Here is a 20,003-nt window from a genome sequence, read left to right as displayed (position 1 = left end):
CACAGCACGCATTCTGGAATGATCAAAATCGACCGTAAGAAGAAAGCGAGGGATGTTATATGGTAAACAGCATTGTATATAACGTTCGGGAGGAACATTTCAGCGCCTAGCGCATCGTACAATTTTCATGAAATACCAGTAAGCTATTGACGACGCTAGTGTCGCCTGAAACGTCTGTCTCTCCCGAACTTGACCGTGCCGCAATGTCGTTCATTCGCAGGTAAGACCAAGTTCACTATGAAGCGGCTACACGCCGCATAACAAGGGAGAATTCAGATTTGAATACAAATAATCAACATACAAGTACCCATAATGAAGGTAAGCATGATTCACCTCTATTATCAGATACTTGCTCCGTGCAAGAGGCTATAACTGAAAGCAACACATTGAACATGGAAGAACAATTGGATCGTACTGTGCAAGATTTGCAGGATCTTGGCTTCGATGAAGCGTGGTCAAGCACTTGGGAGTCTTGGATTCAAGAGCTTCAAGAGTCTACCGCACGCCGATACGCAGGCCAGCTAGTTCCTGCACGCGTAGCGCTGGCACATAAGCATCTGTATCGCGTCGTTAGCGCGGAGGGAGAATGGCTGGCCGAGCTGTCTGGACAGGCACGGGCAGGAATGGCACTGCTCAGTGATTGGCCGACAGTCGGCGATTGGGTGGCCGTGGCACCTAGACAAGCAGAAGGACGAGCTACGATTGTGGGCGTACTGCCTCGCCGCAGCACGTTCGGACGCAAGGTAGCGGGAGGTCGCCGCGACACTCAAATCGTCGCCGCGAACGCAGACATTGCGCTGCTCGTTACGTCGATGTCACGCGACTTCGAGCCGCGTCGCTTAGAGCGATATGCCGCCCTTGCGTGGGATAGCGGCGCCATGCCGGCCGTTGTGCTGACGAAGTCAGATGAGGCGGACGACCCAGAGCTGTTCGAGGCGCAAGCCATGCAGGCCGTCCCTGGTGTTGACGTGTTCCGCGTATCCGCTATGACCGGTGAAGGCATGGACGAATTGCGTGCGCGCATTGCCCCAGGCATGACCGTCGTGCTCGTCGGTTCTTCCGGCGTTGGCAAGTCCACGCTTGCGAATGCACTTACGGGTACCGAGCAAATGCTGACACAAGCCGCTCGCTCAGATGATGACCGCGGCCGCCACACAACAACGCATCGCGAGCTTCTCCGTCTGCAGGGCGGGGCATGGCTCATTGATACGCCGGGCATGAGAGAAGTCGGCATGACCGCTATCGATAGTGAAGGCTTGTCGAATACCTTCGAGGATATTGAAAGCCTTGCAGATCAATGCCGATTTAGCGACTGCAAGCATGAGAGAGAGCCTGGTTGTGCTGTACGTGAGGCTATTCATACAGGCGAGCTGGATTCCAACAGACTTCGCGGCTATCAAAAGCTCCAACGTGAAATTGCATACATGCGCCGTTCGGAGAATGCGCAGCTTGCCCGGCAGTACGTACAGAACAACAAAAAGCTGTCGAAGTTGAGCAGCCGACCGAACAAGCGTAAATAATGCGAGCCCATACCAACCGATATCTCTAACACGAACGGGGCTGTCCTAGACGTTGCTATTGAATTCGGGTTCCATTCATTCGTATGAGACATCTTTAAGAAAGCCGCCTCCATCCCCACTTCTTCCGTGGAGTTGGAGGCGGCTTTGCATTGCTTATGAGACTGACCCACTAGTTTCCACCTTTACGGGACAGCCCTTCTATACATTATTCCGCTTTTACTTTTTCACGTGTATCTTTGTGTATGCCTCGCATGTAGCTTATTGCGATTTCATTCGTGCCTTAGGCGACGCAGCTTGAGCATGCTGAACGGATTGACCAAATGCTTCTGCATAGCTCCACAATTCACCGTGCGCTAATATATGAATTCGCTCGCGCGCAATTCCCCGCTTCACCCGATCCGCTTCCAGCCGATCAAGCGCCTCCCGTGGTGTATCGTCAGCCAGCTTAAACGCTCCATAATGCATCGGGATCATCACTTTTGCCTTCACATCTTCAAATGCCTGCAATGCTTCCTCTGGGGAAACATGCTGCTGCGACATAAACCATTCCGGCTCGTATGCGCCAATCGGCAATAGGGCTACATCAATGTGGAAGCGCTGGCCGATAAGCTCAAACCCACGGAAATATCCGCTATCGCCTGCAAAATATATCGTCTCACATACGGTCTCCTGACTTGATTGATTCGCTGGAGAGCCGCCGCCTGTTAACGTGCCGGTTGAATCTGAACCTCCGGATGTCTTTTTCGCTTGTGCAACGTGCTCAAGAACATAGCCACCCCAATGGGAACGATTCATATCTGTCAACGTCCGACGCGTCCAGTGCTGTGCCGGTACAAACGTAATTTTCACCCGATCCGCCACGGTTATATGCTCCCACCAGGCCAGCTCATGTATAATGGAAAATCCTTTGCGTCTCAGCTTACTAAGCAGCCCGTCAGGTACAATCAGCATCGTGTTCGGCCCTACCAATCGCCGTAATGACCGTATATGCAGATGATCGTAATGCGAATGCGAGATGAGAACAACATCGACTGGGGGCATTTCCTCAATCGGAATACCCGGCGGAGCAAGCCTAGCTTGTGTCGCCATTCTTGCAGCCCATACCGGATCCGTGACAATGTTCAATCCACCTATTTGCAGTAGGAAGGTCGAATGACCGATCCACGTTATCGTTGTCTCTGTTCGATTAGCGTTCAAGCGAGCAATATCCGGCTTTACATTTGGTACGACATAGGAATAATCCTTTGTCTTTAATCGTTCTTTGCGCTCTGCTTGCCAACGCCGAAATTGATTCCATGCTTTAACCGTTGTCACATCGTCCATATTGACGTAATAGCGCTTCATAAGCACCACCTCTTTGCGAAAAATTCGGATCGAATGACAAGGGCTACCCCTTGCAAAACGGGACGAATGACAAATACTATCTCCTAATCTTTAGCATACCAGAACCCTGTCTCCATCACCAATTCGACTTCAGTTACCTGACTCCATACCATCTGACGGTCGCTATTCACAGCTGCTGACGTCCTTCCATCCTATGCATGCTCTTCTGCTTTGGTCGAATCCTTCTTTACTATGTATTACACAAATTGAGATGATCCAACCACCTTACAGACTGCAGCCTAATCCCCTTCACCGGGCAATAATGAAATGCCTGACAGCTGCAAGCATGTTGCCTTCATTGTTCCCCACTCTCCGATAAGATACAATAGAAGCAAACCACACGCCAACGGAGGTGTATGTCAATGAACTTAATCACAATTGAACCGACGCCAAGTCCGAATTCCATGAAGCTCCACTTGGACGAAACATTGCCTGCCGGCATTCGCCGTACCTATTCAGAAGACAATCGACGCTCTGCTCCCCCGCTGATCGCTAGCTTGCTCGACATCGAGGGCGTGAAGAGCGTATTCCATACCGCTGATTTTATCGCGCTAGACCGCTTCCCGAACGCAGACTGGGCTCGTATCCTTGATGAAGTTCGCGGCCTGTTCGGACAATCGCAAGCTGACAGTACCCAAGAGGAAGATCTGGCTTCTTGGACATCATTCGGTGAGGCACAGGTATATGTGCAATACTTCCGCAGCATCCCGATGCAAATTCGGGTGCAGGCCAATGGACAGGAAGAGCGCGTCGGCCTCTCCGATCGCTTCGTTCGTGCAGTAACGGAAGTAGCGAGCGCCACTCTAATCAAGGAACGCAAGCTCAGTGACTACGGAATTCGTTACGGAGAGCTTGCGGACATCGCCCGCGAAGTCGAACAAGAACTTGAAGCGGCCTACACAGAGGAACGCGTTGCTTCCCTTGTGCAGCAAGCCATCGCAAAGGGACGCACAGATGAGCCATTTATTGAAGAGCGCCGAGAATGGTCAGATGAAGAACTCAAGCAGCATCTGAATAATCCAGATTGGCGTGTTCGTTACGCAGCTCTGGATCGAATGGAACCGACGCCAGAACGACTTGAACTCATTGCGAAGGCGCTTCATGATGAGCAGAGCCAGATACGCCGCCTTGCTGTCGTGTATTTAGGGGAAATCAAAACCGACGAATGTATGCCGCTTCTCATTGAAGCTCTCAAGGATACTTCCGTTAGTGTTCGCCGCACAGCCGGAGATACGCTATCCGATATCGGTGATCCGATTGCGATCGAACCGATGATCCAAGCTCTCCAAGATAAGAATAAGCTCGTGCGCTGGCGCGCAGCCCGCTTCCTCTATGAAGCTGGTGATGACCGTGCGCTGACAGCACTTGAGCACGCCGCTCAAGATCCCGAATTCGAGGTTGCCTTGCAAGCACGCATGGCGATCGAACGCATCCGTTCCGGCGAAGAGGCTGTCGGAACAGTCTGGCAGCAAATGGCCCGTCTACGTGGACAAGGCGATTAATCTTAAAAGGAAAACCAATAGAAAGAGCAGCAATCCATGCGCAAGCAATGGGACGCTGCTCTTTTTTCGATCCTATTTCATTTTGTAGGACTATCCATATTATGCGCACCTATCTAAATTTGCATGACAGCATCTGTGTTTTTCGTACCGCCTAATCTTGCATGAACAGAGAGCCGCTTCTCTCCACTAAAATCCGCTGTTCATAAATTTATTTCTATTTTTTTCATTTTTCCTATTGTATTAAGTGTATCAAGTGATATAATACACTGTATACAAATGATACACCAAAGGAGGGAGCTCATTGAATGACGTGATGGTTGGCGGAATGCGATTCACGTTGGACTTAAGCAAACCACTCTACGAACAAGTACTTAATCAAATCCGAAGCTCCATCGCGAAAGGAGAAATCGCATTGGGTGAGAAAATTCCTTCGGTACGGGAACTTGCGCAATCGCTCAAAATTACACCGAATACGGTCATGCGCGCTTACCAAGAGCTCGAACGGGATCAGCTTACAGAGACACGCCGAGGACAAGGAACGTTTATTACGTCGAACGCCGAGGCCGTGGTGAGTATACGAACCTCTTTGGCGGAAGAGGCGATACAGGAGTTTTTAACGAAAATGTACAGCATAGGATATACACTGGACGATATTCAACACCTATTAAATCATGAGGGAGGAAAGGAAGTATGAGTCAGTCTACAGCGATAAGAGTCGAGCATATTACGAAGCGCTACGGGAAGAAGCTCGCCCTCCACGACTTTTCTCTTGAAGTCCCAACAGGTAAGGTAGTCGGAATTCTAGGAGCGAACGGTGCAGGCAAGTCCACCTTGTTCCGTATGATCGCAGGCATGGTTCAACCGGAGCAAGGAACGGTTGAGGTACTCGGCCGCCAACCAAGCTGGGAGACGAACAGGGATATCGCTTATTTGCCTGACCGCGCGCGCTGGTTCGAAAAACATTCGGTCAAACAAGCACTGGATTGGGCAGAGCACCTATGGCCTGGCTTCGACCGGAAGCGGGCAGAGGAACTCATCTCCTTCATGAAATTGCAGTCCGATATGCCTGTGCAGGGCATGTCCAAAGGACAAGAAGCACGGCTAATGCTAAGCATGTGTATGGCACGGAATGTCCCTCTCCTCATGCTGGATGAACCGTTCTCTGGTATCGATCTCATATCGCGAGAACGCATTATTTCGGCGATTATCGATAACTTGGCAGAACGTGAGCAGACCGTGTTAATCAGCACGCATGAAATACACGAAGCGGAGAGCTTGTTCGACTACGTGGTATTCATGGATAACGGTCAAGTGGTGCTGGAGGGCGACGTCGAGCAGCTGCGCAGTGAACAAGGCTCGATGGAATCCGTCTACCGCACCCTATACCGCTAAGAGAGGAGAATACGGATGAATACAAGCACCTTTTTATTTCTAGTTAAGGATGAATTCCGCCGCAGAAACTCGGCCAAACACTCGAACAAATGGTGGATGTTCTACGTTGCAGCAGGCATCCTCATCGGACTCATTTTTGCAGCTGTATTTGCCGACAATATTGATCCATACGGGGTCATGTTTATGTCCTTCGGCTTCCCATATATTACTTTCGTCATTGCATTTGGCATCGTCATACGGGAATGGAAAAACGGTACTGCCGGATGGTGGCTGACACTCCCTTATCCAAGGCGATCGCTGATCCTATCGAAGTATGCAGCTAGCATTTGTACAGCAGTTATCATGCATATTATCTTCTGGGTCGGTGCCCAGCTGTTCGTTGCCTATGCGTTAATCTTAAAAGGAAATTTCAATTTTCACAGTCTTACCGCCTTCATGCAGACATCAGCGATCTGGTACGGCGTAATCATGATGGTCATTCCGTTCATGGCAGCTTTCGGTACGCTTACAGGAGTGGTCAGTCGTTCTCGCTTGAAGCCGTTAACGCCAATGCTGTGGATCGTATATGGTTTTTCGGGGAATTCCCTGTTCTGGATCTTGAAATCACCACATCTCAACAAGCTCCAACTTGCGCAGAATCCGAATGAGATATTTATCGTTCAGTCTCATGAATTCGGGTGGATTGCGCTTGGCATTATTCTCTTGTCTGGAATTCTCATAAGCGCAGCAACCGTTCTGATGAACAAACAAGTGGAGGGTTAACTCAAGGAGGTTCAATTAAGATGACACTGGCTATTGATGTATCGAATTTGCATAAAAAGTATGGGAATCACACCGCACTGAACAGTATTTCATTCCAAGTCCGTCCGGGAATTTGCTTCGGCCTGCTTGGCCCGAACGGAGCTGGCAAATCGACGACGATGAAGATCATCTCCGGCATTCTCCAACCGAATAGCGGCGCTCTGCGTGTATTTGGGATAGATGCCGTTAAAGAAGCCGCCAAGGTGCGGAACATAATCGGCTATGTCCCCCAAGGCATCACCTTGTATGAGAAGCTCAGTGCGTACGATAATTTGAAGTTTTTTGGAGAATTGTATGGCTTAAAAGGAAGCCAGTTGAAGGAACGCATCTCAACCGTACTAACACAGGTCGGGCTTCTGGATCGCGCTAAGGATGCCGTTGGCACCTTCTCTGGCGGCATGATGCGTCGCGTGAACATCGCTGCTGCACTCCTCCACCGTCCGAAGCTGCTTGTGCTGGATGAACCTACTGTCGGCATTGACCCACAATCGCGCAATCATATCTTCGAGATGATTCGCAAGCTGAAGCAAGAAGGGGTATCCATCATCTACTCGACTCACTATATGGAAGAAGTCGAAACACTCTGCGAGGAACTCGCCATCATCGACCACGGCTCGGTCATTGCCCAAGGCGTCCTGCATGAACTGCTCATGCAGCATGGCACGAATTCCGTATATGTCGAGACGGATAAGCAGACTGCAATTTCCTTCGATTCGATTCCTGGCACAGTGACTGCCCATGAAGAGGGCTGGATTATTGATACCGACGATACGCTGATAACGATGAACCGCGTATCTGAACTTTGCCTGCAGCAGCAAGCGAAGGTTACTCGTCTCGAAATCGTGCAGCCTTCATTAGAAACGGTGTTCTTAAACTTAACCGGTACATCCCTGCGGGATGCGTAATAGGCGCTTTGGAGCGCAAAGTATTCGCAAGAGTACGATTCAAGGAGGAGAATTCGAATGATTACCAGCTTCACACGCAAGGAAATTCAATTGCTGCTCAAGGAAAAGGGAACCTTCTTCTGGCTCATCCTTATGCCTATCATCTTCATCGTGGTGTTTGCCTCTGTGTTCGGCAATATGGGGAACTCCAGCATCACGTTAAATTATGTCGATCAGGATCAGTCTCCTGCTTCGAAAGCGATTGTTGCATCGTTAGCCAAAGTGCAAGGTTTCCAACTGAAGGAAGATACAGAACGCACGCTTGATCAACAAATTACAAGTATACGTGATGGCAAGCAATCCTCCCTCCTGCTCATTCCGCAAGGATTTGAAGCCAGCATGAAATCAGGCAAAGGCTCTGCTGAAATGACACTCTATCGCGACGAGAACGACAACACCTCAACGGCTCCAATCAAAGCCGTGCTTGGGCGAATCGTCGATGAGCAGCGTCAGGTAAGCGCTGCGGAGCAGCTTGCAGCCAAAGGAATTCAGGGCGAAGAGATGAAGCAAATCTTCACCCCGCCATTCGTAGTTAAGGAGCAGATGGAGAACGTTGTTCCTGTTGATATGGTTAGTCAAGTCGTTCCTGGTTATACCGTTATGTTCGTGTTCTTCATTATTATCTCGATGGTTCGCCGCTTCATTCGGGACAAAGAAAGCGGGATGACGGCGCGCCTGTGCAGCACACCAATGAAACCGCTCAACTATTTAGTCGGCATGTGGGTTCCTTATATTATCGTTGTTCTCTTCCAAAGCGCGGTACTGCTGGCGTTCGGACACTTCGTTTATGGCATGCAGCTCGGTGATGTGCTCGCTATCGCATTAGTCGTCGCAGCACTTGGTATCTGTGTAACGGGTCTTGGCCTCTTCATCTCCCTTATCGCTAAGGGCGAGAATCAAGGGCTTGCCATTACCCAATTGATCGCGCTTGGCGGTGCGATGATTGGCGGGCTGTGGTTCCCGCATGAAATGATGCCGAAGTTCATGCAGACGATCGGCCAATTGCTTCCTCAATATTGGGCGCAGGATGCACTGAAGCGCATCATTTCCCACGGCGCTCATGTACAGGATGTGTGGCTGAATGCAGTCATTCTGCTCGGTATCGGAATCGCTGCACTTGTACTCGCATGGGTACAATACCCACGCTTTATGAAGCAGTCGATCGGTTAAGTCAAGGTCAAATCGCCAGAACCCTGAATTACTCGTAATAGCTTTTCCACTTATACAACTGCCCTGTAAAGGCTGATTCTGTTAGGTACAGAGTCAGCCTTTTTATTGCCTCGAATACATCGGCATTACTGTCCATTACGGTATAATATATTCCATATTACAGGAGGTGCATTCATATTCTGACTCGAATAAGACTCCTTCCCCTTGCCCTTCTCATTTAACAACAATGAAAGGTAGGTCTGTCATGATACATCTACGACGAAGATTCATTTCCATTATGCTACTCGGATGCATACTCCCTGCACTAGTCGGATGCACGCAAGAGACCACCATTTATAAGGCAGCAAGCCTGGATTGGGACGTGCAGCTTTCTCAACCAACAGATACGGAATCATTTACGCTGGATATAAAGTATCATGGACCAGAACAGCATATACAGGATTTATCATTCCGTCTCACAAATCCGGATTTTGAACGTTCTGATTCTATATCTGATCTTAACTCTTCACATTATGCCGCACATTACAAATACCGGATTAAAGAGTTAAAACAACTTCAAGAACCTATTCGTATTCGACTAGAATGGGATCATCAACAAGAAACCCTTACATTAGAAAAAGCTCTCCGTGAGTAATCCGGAGAGCTTCTGACATTTATAATAGAATTAGTTCATTGCGGGCTCTGCTTCGTTCGCCAATTGCTCGCGGACGAACTCTTCAATAGAGATAGTACGCTTCTCTATACGCGCCTTCTCCGCCGCAAATGACATCATATGGCTTTGAACAGATATATCAGCGGATGTACGTCCTTGCAATGCACCCTCCGCTTCTACCAGCCTCAGGAAGTCCTTCACGAGACCTTGGTCACCGCCGCCATGTCCAACATGTCCGCCTGGTGCTTGCAGGCTGAGCAGCTCTCTAAAGCCATTTTTGAAATGAATGATTTCAATCTCATTCTTCTCCATGTGAGCACGAATTTCACCAGTCGTTCCCATCAACTTCAACGTACGACCGGAGTCGTAAGTGAACGCCGTCATAGTGAATACCGCGGTTACCTCGTTCGCGAATTCCATGTTCACCACTTGATGGTCAACCACATCATTGTCGCAGTGGTATACGCAGCGGCCATATGGGCCTACCTTCAAGGCCTGGAGGCGAGATTCGTAGCTCATATCATCCGCAATAACCGATGTCGGCCAGCCAATATCATCCGTCAAATACCACTTCGGCGCATAGTATGGGCACTCATCAGCGACAGGGCACCCATCCAGACAGCGCTTCGTTGCGCCTTCCGGCGCACCTTCTGGGCGGAAGTGCGACAATGTGCCGAAGGAAGAAATATGGGTACACTCGGCACCAGCAAGCCACAACAGGATGTCCATATCGTGACAGGACTTTTGCAGAATCATTGGAGAGGACTGTGCCGAATTGCTCCAATTGCCGCGCACGAAGCTGTGCGCCTGATGCCAGTAAGCAACATTTTCATTATGCTGAATGGACATAAGGCGGCCGATTCTTCCCTCTTCCAACATCTGCTTCAGTGTAGCGAAGAAGTTCGTGTAACGCAGTACATGACAGATTGAGAAGACAAGGCCTCTCTTCTTCGCCTCCTGCCCCATCTTAATACACTCTACTGGCTCTGGAGACATGGGCTTCTCCAGCATCACGTGATAGCCTGCTCCTAGTGCTGCCATCGTAGGTTCATAGTGCATCTTATCTTGCGTACAAATAAACACAGCGTCAGCAAGCTTCGGCTGAGAGAATAATTCTTCCCAAGAGGAAAATTGGCGTTCTGCAGGAATGCCATGCTTATCGGCAATACGCTGACGGCGGGCTGCACTCGGATCTGCCACAGCGACAACTTCCATCTCATATGAACGGCCAATCGCATAATCCGTATAGATTTCCCCGCGTTGACCGGCTCCAAGCAATGCTACAGTAACCTTCTTCATTTCCCATGCCTCCCTAAATGTCTGTCCCTATTGGTTCGTATTTGGTTCGTATAGATGTTTCCCAACTTGCGTTCTCTTTTCATCCATCTTATACCATGCGAGAAACCGCTTGCAAGGAGTGAAATTCCTTTTTTAAAAATATTTTTGGATTATTCAGCTCAAATGTTTGAAATCATACACAACTTTCCTAGATCAGATTTCTACTTTTTAACATTGAACTTACCGCTTCGTTTCATTATACTTAGCAAATATAAGTAACAATGATGGCTTGGCCATCTTCATAGTGCAACAAATCCTCATCCTATTCCACGATGAGGTAGAGGTTGCGGTTGTTAAGAGTACATTCGCGGAGGCAGGAAGAAGCCAATGATTCGAATGGGAAGGAACAACCGCCGAAGTTCGTGTAACCCGCTTCCGGGACGCGTGCTGGGGTCGCTGTCGAATAGGCACGACACTGTCATACGCAGATTACCCGTCTACGCATGATGCGCTATCTTTAAGGAAGGGTATGATGGGGACGGTCAAACCGTTTGAACGTATACGCTTCAGCGGTTTTTTTATGTTCTCCGCTCCTTTCCGGTAATACTAAGATTAGAACAGGAGTGAGCAACATGAGTAAGCAACACAACGAGCAAGGGCTTCGCAGAAGCCTGAAGACACGCCATCTCACCATGATTGCGCTTGGCGGCTCCATTGGCACTGGATTGTTCCTTGCCAGCGGCGGCGCCATTGCACAGGCTGGTCCTGGAGGTGCGCTTCTCGCTTATGCTGCAGTCGGCATCATGGTATATTTCTTAATGACAAGTCTTGGCGAGCTGGCGACCTACATGCCGGATTCCGGCTCATTCAGCACATATGCTTCGCGATTTGTAGATCCTGCATTCGGATTTGCGCTTGGCTGGAACTTCTGGTTCAACTGGGCAATCACGATCGCATCAGAATTAGTCGCAGCTACGCTCATCATTAAATATTGGTTCCCAGACAGCAACTCTTTCATATGGAGCTTCCTTTTCTTAAGCATCATCTTCTTATTGAATTTCATCTCCGTTAAAGGGTACGGAGAGTCTGAGTATTGGTTCGCAATAATTAAAATCTCGACCGTCATCATCTTCCTAGTTACTGGCGTATTGATGATATTCGGCATCATCGGCGGAGAACGTATCGGATTCGAGAACTTCCATATCGGAGATGCGCCATTCCATGGCGGATTCTTTGCGATTCTTGGTGTATTTATGGTTGCTGGGTACTCGTTCCAAGGTACGGAGCTTGTCGGTGTTGCCGCCGGCGAAAGCGAAAATCCAAGCGAGAGTGTACCGCGAGCGATTCGCCAAGTATTCTGGCGCATTTTGCTTTTCTATGTTCTGGCGATATTCGTTATCGCAATGATCATTCCATATACACATCCAAGCTTGCTATCGAGCGAGGTCAATAATATCAATGCGAGCCCATTCACGCTCGTATTCGAGAAGGCCGGCTTCGCATTCGCCGCTTCAGTTATGAATGCAGTCATCTTGTCATCCGTGCTGTCCGCGGGCAACTCTGGCATGTACGCCTCAACACGCGTGCTCTGGGTGCTTGCGAAGGAAGGCAAGGCGCCGAAGATCCTTGGCAAGCTGAACAAGCGCGGCGTACCGGTCAATGCGCTTATTATGACCAGCATCATCGGCATGATGGCATTCCTAGCCAGCTTTTTCGGAGATGGGATTGTCTATACGTGGCTGCTGAGTGCATCCGGCATGTGTGGATTCATTGCTTGGCTAGGCATTGCAGTCAGTCATTACCGATTCCGACGAGCATTCAACAAGCAAGGTCATGACCTGAAGGAGCTGCCTTATCGTGCCCGCTTCTTCCCGTTCGGTCCGATTTTCGCCTTCGCGCTCTGTATGTTCGTTGTACTTGGTCAGAATTATCAAGCCTTCCTCGGAGAAGCGATCGACTGGCAAGGGTTGTTGATGACCTACATCGGTCTGCCGCTCTTCCTAATCATATGGTTTGGCTACAAGTTCAAGCATCGGACGAAGGTCATTCCACTCGAAGAATGCAAGTTCGACCATAAATAATCAATCTCCATATCATCTATGAAATAAGGCCCTGCTTCACGCATTTAGTTGCGTAAAGCAGGGCCTTTGTTAGATAGTCCCACCGCTTCTTCTCGTAGTTAAAACTCCTGTTATTCATTCCTATGATTTCATTCTTGTTGTGAATTTAATTCCTAATGTGGTTTCCCACACAGCTCTCATACTGATGTTATTGTCCCCTTATTTCTGAAGCTGAATATCGACCAATAGGTCATCACTGTTATTCAACGTAGATACTCTGTATTCGAACGGAGTGGACAATCCGAGCTTGTCCAACATATCATGCAGGTCTGCCCGCAGGTCCAGTTCGTTACCTATATACCGAATCTGGAACAGCTCCCGGTTCGCCTTCTGTGCAGACCGATAGCGTTCTACTAGTCCGTTCACATCCTTGACCTGCCGTTCTGGAAGCAGCACATCCGGACTCCAGCCGCGCTCCAACTCTGTAACGAATGAGCGCAGGCTCTTGTCCGTCCCTTGGCGCATCTGATTCAAGACATGCTCATAAGGGTCGTTAGCCTTCGGAAGCTCCGTACTTTCCTCCCAATCATGATCGGTTCTCATCTCCGCATCGGTGCGCATATAGTACGTGTAGCGTACCTGCTTGCCTCGATCCGGAAGCGGGTCGTCCCATGTCGCATCAACATGATACCATTTCCCATCAAGTTCAATCAGGTTCCAAGCATGGAGCAATCCGCCCGCCTTACCCTCGACAATCTTGGATGGAATGTTCGCCTCTTCCAGCATAGCCTGCATGAGCAGCGCATATCCTTGGCATACGGTTGTACCTTCCGTTAGCGCCTCATAGGCAGTAAATTTCGTCATACCCTCGTCATAGGTCACGTGACTGACAATATAATCATGAATTGCTTTTACTTTGAGATGCGGGGATTGTCCTAGACTCGTTATGTTTCTTACGATTTCCTTGGCTTGCTCCCTTACATATTGTGACTGTTCGTACGTCTCACGGTAGTCCACATACACATTGACGACTGCAGAATCCGTACTGCCTTTCCATTGATAGGAGTACTTGCTGATGTTATACCGAATGAACGGATCCGAGTATAATGCTGCCGACAAGGACTTGCCTGCCATCTCTGTTAAGGATTTCGTGTCACCTTCGTATCGAAATGAAATGGCCGCTTCTCTGCGAGTGAACTGCTCGCTCAGCCATTGTTTCATCTCCGATTGACTATGCAGCGTTATCATAGATGAGCGCGCCTCAACCGTAGGCCATAAAGCGAAGCCAACCATGATTCCCAACAGAACACTTCCCAGCATCAGCATTCGGAATATAGAGACTCTAGGGAATCGAATCCATCTCCTCGCTCGCCTCTGCCTCGCTCGCTGTAGGCGCGATGGAGTCTGTGAATCGATGTACATGCCTTCACCACCTTCGCATCAGCGGAGAACATCCGCCTATGTGTGCTAGGTAGCGTAACATAGCGCTATCGCAAAAGCTGTCTAGTTATAGCGTGCCAATCGAAAGTGTGAATTCGCTGCCTTTCTGTCGCGCTCGACATGCTGCGGCAGCAAGAGCCGGGAATTGCATCGTATTCCGAAGGATTGTAGCGATTCGAACATGAGGAATATGACGAGGGGTAGCGAACCGATGCAGCATTTGCCTATAAAAAATATTAAAAAAAGTTATTCTCAGTGTACGAAAACATACAAGCCCACCTCTCCCCCAGAAGGTCAAGCCTTAGAGAGAAGAGATGGGCTTGCTTATCCCTATATATCCAATTGACGCTTGAAGAATGGGATCACTTCCGCCCAGAAACGCGAATCAGTCTCCGAACAGCTATGCCCATTCGTATCAACAAAGAGATGCGATTGCTCATACGGTAAGCGTTCAACAAGCTGCTCAAGCTCACTAGGGGGAATAAATCCATCTAGTCGAGAATGAACCATATAGACGGGGATCCTGCCTGCCGTCCGCACATGATGGTCGGCTAAGATTTGACCTACATCCAAGCCGTCGTATACTGCAACCGGAATACGGGAGCGATAAAGCCATATACGAGGTATAACCACTGCCAGCGGAAATGCCGGCAGCTTGCGCCGTCTGAGCTCAGCTTCTACCATGGACAGCGGGCGGGACGGCATGGAATCCGTTACAATTGCCCTTACGTTCAGCCCTTCCTCAAGGGCCAAAACCGCACCGAAGCCTCCCAAGGAATGGCCGAGGACTGCAATCCGATCCGGATCTACATCCGGCCTTTGACGTACGTAGCGGACTGCGGCCAGCATATCATCACGAAATAACAGCGCCGATGGTGCCTTTACGGCCCCGCTCTCGCCGTGACTTGTCACGTCGTAGACCAATACATTGAAACCTGCATCTACCAGCGGGATCGCGTACCTCATCACCCTCGCTCGGTTCGATCCCCATCCGTGCGAGATTACGATAACCGGCGCCCGCTTCGCAGGGGAGTTCCCTTTGCCCCATATGAACCACCCTTGCAGGGATGCAGTCCCTTCGAACACCACTCGATCGAAGGGACGTTCCGGTTCCTTATGTATCGGAATCGGACGCGGGGACTGACTCTTCACCGCAAGCATCCAAGTACCGCTTGCGGCACTGCCAGCAAGCACGAGTGTGCCTATTCCATATGTCCACAGCATAGCCATAGGATTCGCCTCTCTTTACACCACTACCGTAGAATTGATTCGAATTAAGATCTATGTATATCATTCACGCAATCACATGATTTCACACCCGTTCCACGCTCTATGGATTTCTGGTCATCGCCGAACGGGATCAAGCATGCGAACCGCCTCAACGAACTGAATTGCATTTGCAGTGAGGGCTTCATCATTGCCCGAATTCATATATTCCTTGGGAAGAAGCTTGGAACCAAGTCCGAATGCGGACGCTTCTGCAGTTCCGTATGCGGATATCGTATGTAAGTCGACTCCTCCTGTTGCAATGATCGGAATGTGATCAAGAGGACCTCGGATCTCTCGGATGTATTCAGGCCCCAATGTACCAAGCGGGAATAGCTTGACGGCCTTCGCCCCTGCCTTCCACGCTCGTACAATCTCAGTAGGTGTTAGTACTCCAGGCCATACATCGATTCCACGCTCAGCTGCATATGCGATTACTTCTTCATCCAAATTCGGAGAGATGAGGAACTGCGCTCCGCATTCCAATGCTTCACGAGCCGAGGGCAAATCAATCACTGTGCCTGCACCGATATAGGCCCGCCCCGCAAATCGCTCACGCCAATGGGAGATAATCGCTGTAGCTTGCTCTGTATTCATCGTCACTTCCATGAATTGAATGCCGCCTGCCACCAACGCCTCCGCCGCTCTATTAGCAAGTTCTCCTGTATAGCCGCGGAATATTGCGACAATGCGCTCTTGAAGCATTCGCTCGGTGATATCAGCACCGTAGGGGAAATTCAGAACATCTCGATCCGACATCGTTACCCGTTCCTCCCGATTATCTTGTCTCTCTTCCTCGATTTCTAGTTGTTCTTATACAGACACGTGTCCGAGCTTCTCTGCACGGCTTTTCGCAAAGGCTGCACTCCCAATAACGCCTCCGTCATCAATCAGCTCTCCTTGGCGTATCGTCAAACGCTCCAAATAACCGTGATACACATAACGCTTCAATGTGTCTCGTACAGGCTTCATAATACGTTCACCTGCAAGTGCACCGCCGCCGCCGATTACAATCATATCCGGGCTGAGCAGCGAGATGGAATACGCCAAACCCTTACCAAGCACCTGCCCTGTATGCGTCATAATCTCGATTGCGAGCTCATCGCCTTTATCGTAAGCCTGTGAGACGTGAGCTGCGGTCAGTTCACCGCGCTCAAATGGTGTGCGCAGCAAGCTCTCGCGACCCTGCTCAAGCGCTTCCTTCGCTTGTCGCGCAATGCCAGTGGCGGATACGACAGTCTCTAGACAGCCCGTCAAGCCGCAACCGCATGGCGTCGTCTCGCCATCAATCGCTACATGCCCCAATTCGCCTGCCATGAAGCCACTACCATAGTGAAGCTCTCCATTGACAACCGTCGCAGCCGCAAGCCCCGTACCAATCGTGACCCCGTGTACAACTCCTGCACCGCGTCCTGCACCGCTCATCGCCTCACCAAATACATACATACGCACATCATTATCAATAAAAACTGGTACGCCTACCTTAGCGCCAAGTCGACCAGATACATCTACGTTGCCCCACTTCAAGTTGGATGCAAACACACATACGCCGCGCACTGGATCAATGAAACCCGGAATCCCAGCTCCAACCGCTATAAGAAGACTGCGATCCACCCCTGCCGTGACGAACAGTTCATCAACCATATCAGACATTTTATTCAATACATGCTCTACACCAAGATCAACCTCTGTCGGCCGCTTTACCTTGGCTATCAGCTCATATTGCTCATTGACCAACCCACATACAATGTTCGTTCCGCCCAGATCAATCCCAACCATATACTGCACCATTGATTGCTCTCCTCGCCTTCCCATTCTTTCTATTTGTTTTTTGTAACTGCTTACATCACTAAATATACTCATATGCCGTATTTCGATTATAGCATGATGCCTTCCATCATTTGTGTGAAGATACCCTTTCATTTGATCATGGTACACACGTATATGTTCACATCGTACAATCCGTGATTCGAACCTGTCAATGCTCGCTTGCATCTCCTTCCATCGTCATAATTTCGCCTTAAAATCGCCTTAATATTGGAAGCGAAATGACAGACGAGCGGCTGTGAAATCGATATAATAGAAACTGTGATCCTTATCACAGTGCTTGGTAGGAAGACCACTGATTCAGGTTAGACGATCGATAACTGTCTTGCTTGATGGCAACGCTTATAAAGAGGTGTATATCCATGACGTATGTAGATATCAGTTCAATCTCGCCACAATTGTTCGTAACGATCCTATTTTTCCTGCTCATCGTCTGTCCGCTGCTTAGTCTTGGCGTTGTGCGCTTATTCCAGCAGCGAATCAAGGTAGGGATAACGTATATTGCATCGGCGCTTGTCTCTTACGTTGTCTTTCTCATTGTGGCAGACTTCGTACACCGAACATGGAGCTAGAGATAGAGCTCATTCCATGTGTTTACCTGTTCGGATTCGGCGCTCTTACACCATACAAAAAGACCGTTCCAAAGCAGTCTAGCTGCTTCAGAACGGTCTTTTCTTCTTTTACTATTCGGATGATTCTCCTATACGATAGCCCGCTTCTTGCTGACACGGTATGTCCGGCTCACTTCGTATAACTTACGAATTCGCGCCTTCGCCTTCTTTCTTCTCTGTGCCAGTTACTTGCATTCCAGCCTGCTTGTAGAATTCAGACTTCTTCGTATTAAACGATTTCGTATAGTCATTGAACTGGATCTTCAACTGCTCAACCTGGCGACAAGCCTCGTTGCGATCAGATACAGCCTTCGTAATTGTCTTCAGCTTCGTATCCTTCTGCTTCAGCTCGTTATACAAGGCTTGCTCTTGCTGAATCCATTTTCCATACTTCTCGTACATGGAAGTGAAGGTTTCGTAGCGCTTCACATAAGCGTTATATGCCTCTGTTGCTTGCTTCTTCAAGCCTTCTTCCTTCAAATTGCTGATTGCGCCGTCGAGCTCGCCCATCTTCTTGCGAGCGTCGTCCAGCATGCTCTTCAGTTGATCCATCGCCTGTGTCCGCTCTTCAAGCGACTTGCTCGAATTGTCGATCAGCGTCTGTACATTGCGATTGTCCTGCTTGCCCTGAGACAAGATGCTGTTGTATTGCTTGCTGTCCTTCGCTTCCAGCGTGCTCAGCGTCTTCACCGCTTCAGCAACGTCCGCTTCCGCTGCGGATGCCTTCTCGAAGCCTTCAAATATTTGTGTCGTCGGTGCAGCGCCGCATCCAGTCAAGCCAATAAGCAGAACGGATGCCAACGCGACAGCGGCGGTTAGCTTTTTCCAACTAGCCAATGTGTTAACCTCCTATCCCTATGCTACAATCGTTTGTCGTGATGGAAATTGCATACGAAATGCGCATTCGGGTCGTACACTTCGAACTCGTAGCCCTTGCTTTGAATGTAATCAATAATGGCTGGCAATGCATCTAAGGTCTGCTGACGATCATGAAGCAAAATAACTTCAACATCTTCCGTCAGACCTGCCTTTACTTGCTCTAGTACTCGATTTGGTTGACCGATATATTTCCAATCCCAAGAGTCAAGTGTCCAATCCCACATTTTAAACCCTGCATCTGCGATATCCTTACGGAATGACTCACCAATTTGCGGAGCGCTGCCATATGGGGCACGAATCATCGTAGGCTTGAAGCCTGTCAATTCTTCAACGATTCCCTGCGCTTCCTTGAATTCATTAATGAAATTCTGGGAGCCGCCGCTCTTGTACAGCTTCGCATAATCATGTGTCATACTGTGAAGTCCTGGGTAATGTCCATCTTTCATCATGCGCTTCACGGCATCCGGGTATTGTCTCATGTTATCGCCAAGCATAAAATAAGTAGCTTTAATATTATGCTTATCCAATAAGTCCATCATATCATTGGAATATTTGCTCGGCCCGTCGTCAAATGTCAAGTAAGCGACCTTGCGCGTTAAGCCGTTATACTCCTTCGGTGATTCCTTCTCTTGCGATACTTGTGCTGCTGTTCCAAATGGAACGACTTCTGTCACAATCAATTCGCTGCCAGATGCTGAGTCTGATCCGAGCAAGCTCTTCGCTCCAGCGTATATTCCGACGCCGACGGCGACAAGAAGCATGAGCAATACGGTGCGTCCAATTAACTTTTTGCGTTTTTTACGGCGACGGTTGCCGGCCGACACCACACCTCGATCCATCATTATCCTTATCCACTTCCTTCTAGCGACTTGTTTCGACAACTACTATAATATAAATCTACCATTAGGGCATTACAGAAACATTACAACTCACTATATTTTATCAAAAAATAGAGACAATGTTGTTACCATTTCAAGAAAATGGTTACAAGACTATGAAAAAGTTAACAAAAAGGCCCTCTGACCACGAAGAATCGGTACAGAGGGCCTATCTATGACAATGAAGCATATGCTCATATAGGCCATACGACCCTCCTAAGCCGCTTCATTTTACAAGTATGATGTCGCTGTTTACGGTTCAACACCATTCGCTATTGTTTGACTCAATTCGAAGTCCCACAGTAAGCACAAGGTCTCTTTTATCTATTTACTGCTCTTGCAGCTCTTGCAGCTCTTGCAGCTCTTGCAGCTTTTACTTTTACTTTTACTTTTACTTTTA

At 49.0% G+C, this 20,003-nt stretch carries 18 protein-coding genes and 1 riboswitch; of the genes, 10 read left to right on the top strand and 8 right to left on the bottom strand.

Annotation, left to right across the window (positions count from 1 at the left end; all coding sequences use genetic code 11):
• The first annotated feature begins 278 nt into the window (after positions 1-278).
• Positions 279-1,520, top strand: coding sequence for a ribosome small subunit-dependent GTPase A (gene rsgA / locus BBG47_RS24565; RefSeq protein WP_083189583.1), 1,242 nt, complete (start codon positions 279-281; stop codon positions 1,518-1,520).
• A 258-nt stretch (positions 1,521-1,778) separates the two neighbouring features.
• Here rsgA and BBG47_RS24560 read toward each other — a convergent pair whose 3' ends face one another.
• Positions 1,779-2,864, bottom strand: a complete 1,086-nt coding sequence (locus tag BBG47_RS24560) for an MBL fold metallo-hydrolase (RefSeq protein ID WP_065293920.1) — start codon at positions 2,862-2,864, stop codon at positions 1,779-1,781.
• Between the two features lie 401 nt (positions 2,865-3,265).
• On the opposite strand from BBG47_RS24560, the gene BBG47_RS24555 reads away from it, so the two are divergent.
• The 7 genes from BBG47_RS24555 (at position 3,266) to BBG47_RS24525 (ending at position 9,346) form a co-directional block, all read left to right on the top strand.
• On the top strand, positions 3,266-4,405 hold the full coding sequence (locus BBG47_RS24555) for a virulence factor (protein WP_065293919.1): 1,140 nt from the start codon (positions 3,266-3,268) through the stop codon (positions 4,403-4,405).
• Positions 4,406-4,706: 301 nt separating this feature from the next.
• Positions 4,707-5,099: a GntR family transcriptional regulator gene (locus BBG47_RS24550; protein WP_065293918.1), complete on the top strand. Its 393-nt coding sequence runs from the start codon at positions 4,707-4,709 to the stop codon at positions 5,097-5,099.
• Complete coding sequence (locus BBG47_RS24545; RefSeq protein WP_065293917.1) at positions 5,096-5,797, top strand: ABC transporter ATP-binding protein; 702 nt, start codon at positions 5,096-5,098, stop codon at positions 5,795-5,797. The genes BBG47_RS24550 and BBG47_RS24545 overlap by 4 nt, the downstream gene beginning before the upstream one ends.
• Positions 5,798-5,812: 15 nt before the next feature.
• Positions 5,813-6,559: an ABC transporter permease subunit gene (locus BBG47_RS24540; protein ID WP_065293916.1), complete on the top strand. Its 747-nt coding sequence runs from the start codon at positions 5,813-5,815 to the stop codon at positions 6,557-6,559.
• A gap of 20 nt (positions 6,560-6,579) precedes the next feature.
• Positions 6,580-7,503, top strand: coding sequence for an ABC transporter ATP-binding protein (locus tag BBG47_RS24535; RefSeq protein ID WP_065293915.1), 924 nt, complete (start codon positions 6,580-6,582; stop codon positions 7,501-7,503).
• Positions 7,504-7,560: 57 nt separating this feature from the next.
• On the top strand, positions 7,561-8,712 hold the full coding sequence (locus BBG47_RS24530; protein ID WP_021254738.1) for an ABC transporter permease: 1,152 nt from the start codon (positions 7,561-7,563) through the stop codon (positions 8,710-8,712).
• Positions 8,713-8,956: 244 nt separating this feature from the next.
• Positions 8,957-9,346 carry a hypothetical protein gene (locus BBG47_RS24525; protein ID WP_065293914.1) on the top strand — a complete coding sequence of 130 codons (390 nt, stop codon included), beginning with the start codon at positions 8,957-8,959 and terminating at the stop codon, positions 9,344-9,346.
• A gap of 30 nt (positions 9,347-9,376) precedes the next feature.
• On the opposite strand, the gene BBG47_RS24520 is transcribed toward BBG47_RS24525, so the two are convergent.
• Positions 9,377-10,663 carry a Gfo/Idh/MocA family protein gene (locus BBG47_RS24520; RefSeq protein ID WP_065293913.1) on the bottom strand — a complete coding sequence of 429 codons (1,287 nt, stop codon included), beginning with the start codon at positions 10,661-10,663 and terminating at the stop codon, positions 9,377-9,379.
• Between the two features lie 309 nt (positions 10,664-10,972).
• Positions 10,973-11,164, top strand: a riboswitch (Lysine riboswitch).
• Between the two features lie 110 nt (positions 11,165-11,274).
• On the opposite strand from BBG47_RS24520, the gene BBG47_RS24515 reads away from it, so the two are divergent.
• A complete protein-coding gene (locus BBG47_RS24515; protein WP_065293912.1) occupies positions 11,275-12,723 on the top strand; it encodes an amino acid permease in 1,449 nt (482 codons plus the stop codon).
• A gap of 198 nt (positions 12,724-12,921) precedes the next feature.
• Here the strand turns inward: BBG47_RS24515 and BBG47_RS24510 are convergent, their stop codons facing one another.
• From BBG47_RS24510 to BBG47_RS24495, 4 genes are all read right to left on the bottom strand, one after another.
• On the bottom strand, positions 12,922-14,124 hold the full coding sequence (locus BBG47_RS24510; protein ID WP_065293911.1) for a transglutaminase domain-containing protein: 1,203 nt from the start codon (positions 14,122-14,124) through the stop codon (positions 12,922-12,924).
• Positions 14,125-14,472: 348 nt separating this feature from the next.
• Positions 14,473-15,372, bottom strand: coding sequence for an alpha/beta hydrolase (locus tag BBG47_RS24505; RefSeq protein WP_065293910.1), 900 nt, complete (start codon positions 15,370-15,372; stop codon positions 14,473-14,475).
• Positions 15,373-15,486: 114 nt separating this feature from the next.
• Complete coding sequence (locus BBG47_RS24500; RefSeq protein WP_065293909.1) at positions 15,487-16,167, bottom strand: bifunctional 4-hydroxy-2-oxoglutarate aldolase/2-dehydro-3-deoxy-phosphogluconate aldolase; 681 nt, start codon at positions 16,165-16,167, stop codon at positions 15,487-15,489.
• Positions 16,168-16,221: 54 nt separating this feature from the next.
• The gene (locus BBG47_RS24495) at positions 16,222-17,196 is read right to left on the bottom strand and encodes an ROK family protein (RefSeq protein ID WP_083189585.1); all 975 of its coding nucleotides are present in this window, start codon (positions 17,194-17,196) and stop codon (positions 16,222-16,224) included.
• A gap of 401 nt (positions 17,197-17,597) precedes the next feature.
• On the opposite strand from BBG47_RS24495, the gene BBG47_RS24490 reads away from it, so the two are divergent.
• The gene (locus BBG47_RS24490) at positions 17,598-17,807 is read left to right on the top strand and encodes a hypothetical protein (RefSeq protein WP_065293907.1); all 210 of its coding nucleotides are present in this window, start codon (positions 17,598-17,600) and stop codon (positions 17,805-17,807) included.
• A 183-nt stretch (positions 17,808-17,990) separates the two neighbouring features.
• Here the strand turns inward: BBG47_RS24490 and BBG47_RS24485 are convergent, their stop codons facing one another.
• Positions 17,991-18,683 carry a YkyA family protein gene (locus tag BBG47_RS24485; protein WP_065293906.1) on the bottom strand — a complete coding sequence of 231 codons (693 nt, stop codon included), beginning with the start codon at positions 18,681-18,683 and terminating at the stop codon, positions 17,991-17,993.
• 23 nt (positions 18,684-18,706) lie between these two features.
• Positions 18,707-19,567, bottom strand: coding sequence for a polysaccharide deacetylase family protein (locus tag BBG47_RS24480; protein WP_021254750.1), 861 nt, complete (start codon positions 19,565-19,567; stop codon positions 18,707-18,709).
• Positions 19,568-20,003 lie beyond the last annotated feature (436 nt).

It is taken from the genome of Paenibacillus sp. KS1 (genome assembly GCF_001680695.1).
GTDB lineage: Bacteria > Bacillota > Bacilli > Paenibacillales > Paenibacillaceae > Paenibacillus_B > Paenibacillus_B suaedae.
Note: the sequence above shows the minus strand (reverse complement) of the source record. Positions and strands in the feature narration are given on the sequence as shown.

Coding starts and splice junctions, on each gene's coding strand:
- BBG47_RS24560 (WP_065293920.1), bottom strand. CDS start 2,864: ATGAAGCGCTATTACGTCAATATGGACGATGTGACAACGGTTAAAGCA.
- BBG47_RS24555 (WP_065293919.1), top strand. CDS start 3,266: ATGAACTTAATCACAATTGAACCGACGCCAAGTCCGAATTCCATGAAG.
- BBG47_RS24545 (WP_065293917.1), top strand. CDS start 5,096: ATGAGTCAGTCTACAGCGATAAGAGTCGAGCATATTACGAAGCGCTAC.
- BBG47_RS24540 (WP_065293916.1), top strand. CDS start 5,813: ATGAATACAAGCACCTTTTTATTTCTAGTTAAGGATGAATTCCGCCGC.
- BBG47_RS24535 (WP_065293915.1), top strand. CDS start 6,580: ATGACACTGGCTATTGATGTATCGAATTTGCATAAAAAGTATGGGAAT.
- BBG47_RS24530 (WP_021254738.1), top strand. CDS start 7,561: ATGATTACCAGCTTCACACGCAAGGAAATTCAATTGCTGCTCAAGGAA.
- BBG47_RS24525 (WP_065293914.1), top strand. CDS start 8,957: ATGATACATCTACGACGAAGATTCATTTCCATTATGCTACTCGGATGC.
- BBG47_RS24520 (WP_065293913.1), bottom strand. CDS start 10,663: ATGAAGAAGGTTACTGTAGCATTGCTTGGAGCCGGTCAACGCGGGGAA.
- BBG47_RS24515 (WP_065293912.1), top strand. CDS start 11,275: ATGAGTAAGCAACACAACGAGCAAGGGCTTCGCAGAAGCCTGAAGACA.
- BBG47_RS24510 (WP_065293911.1), bottom strand. CDS start 14,124: ATGTACATCGATTCACAGACTCCATCGCGCCTACAGCGAGCGAGGCAG.
- BBG47_RS24505 (WP_065293910.1), bottom strand. CDS start 15,372: ATGGCTATGCTGTGGACATATGGAATAGGCACACTCGTGCTTGCTGGC.
- BBG47_RS24500 (WP_065293909.1), bottom strand. CDS start 16,167: ATGTCGGATCGAGATGTTCTGAATTTCCCCTACGGTGCTGATATCACC.
- BBG47_RS24490 (WP_065293907.1), top strand. CDS start 17,598: ATGACGTATGTAGATATCAGTTCAATCTCGCCACAATTGTTCGTAACG.
- BBG47_RS24480 (WP_021254750.1), bottom strand. CDS start 19,567: ATGATGGATCGAGGTGTGGTGTCGGCCGGCAACCGTCGCCGTAAAAAA.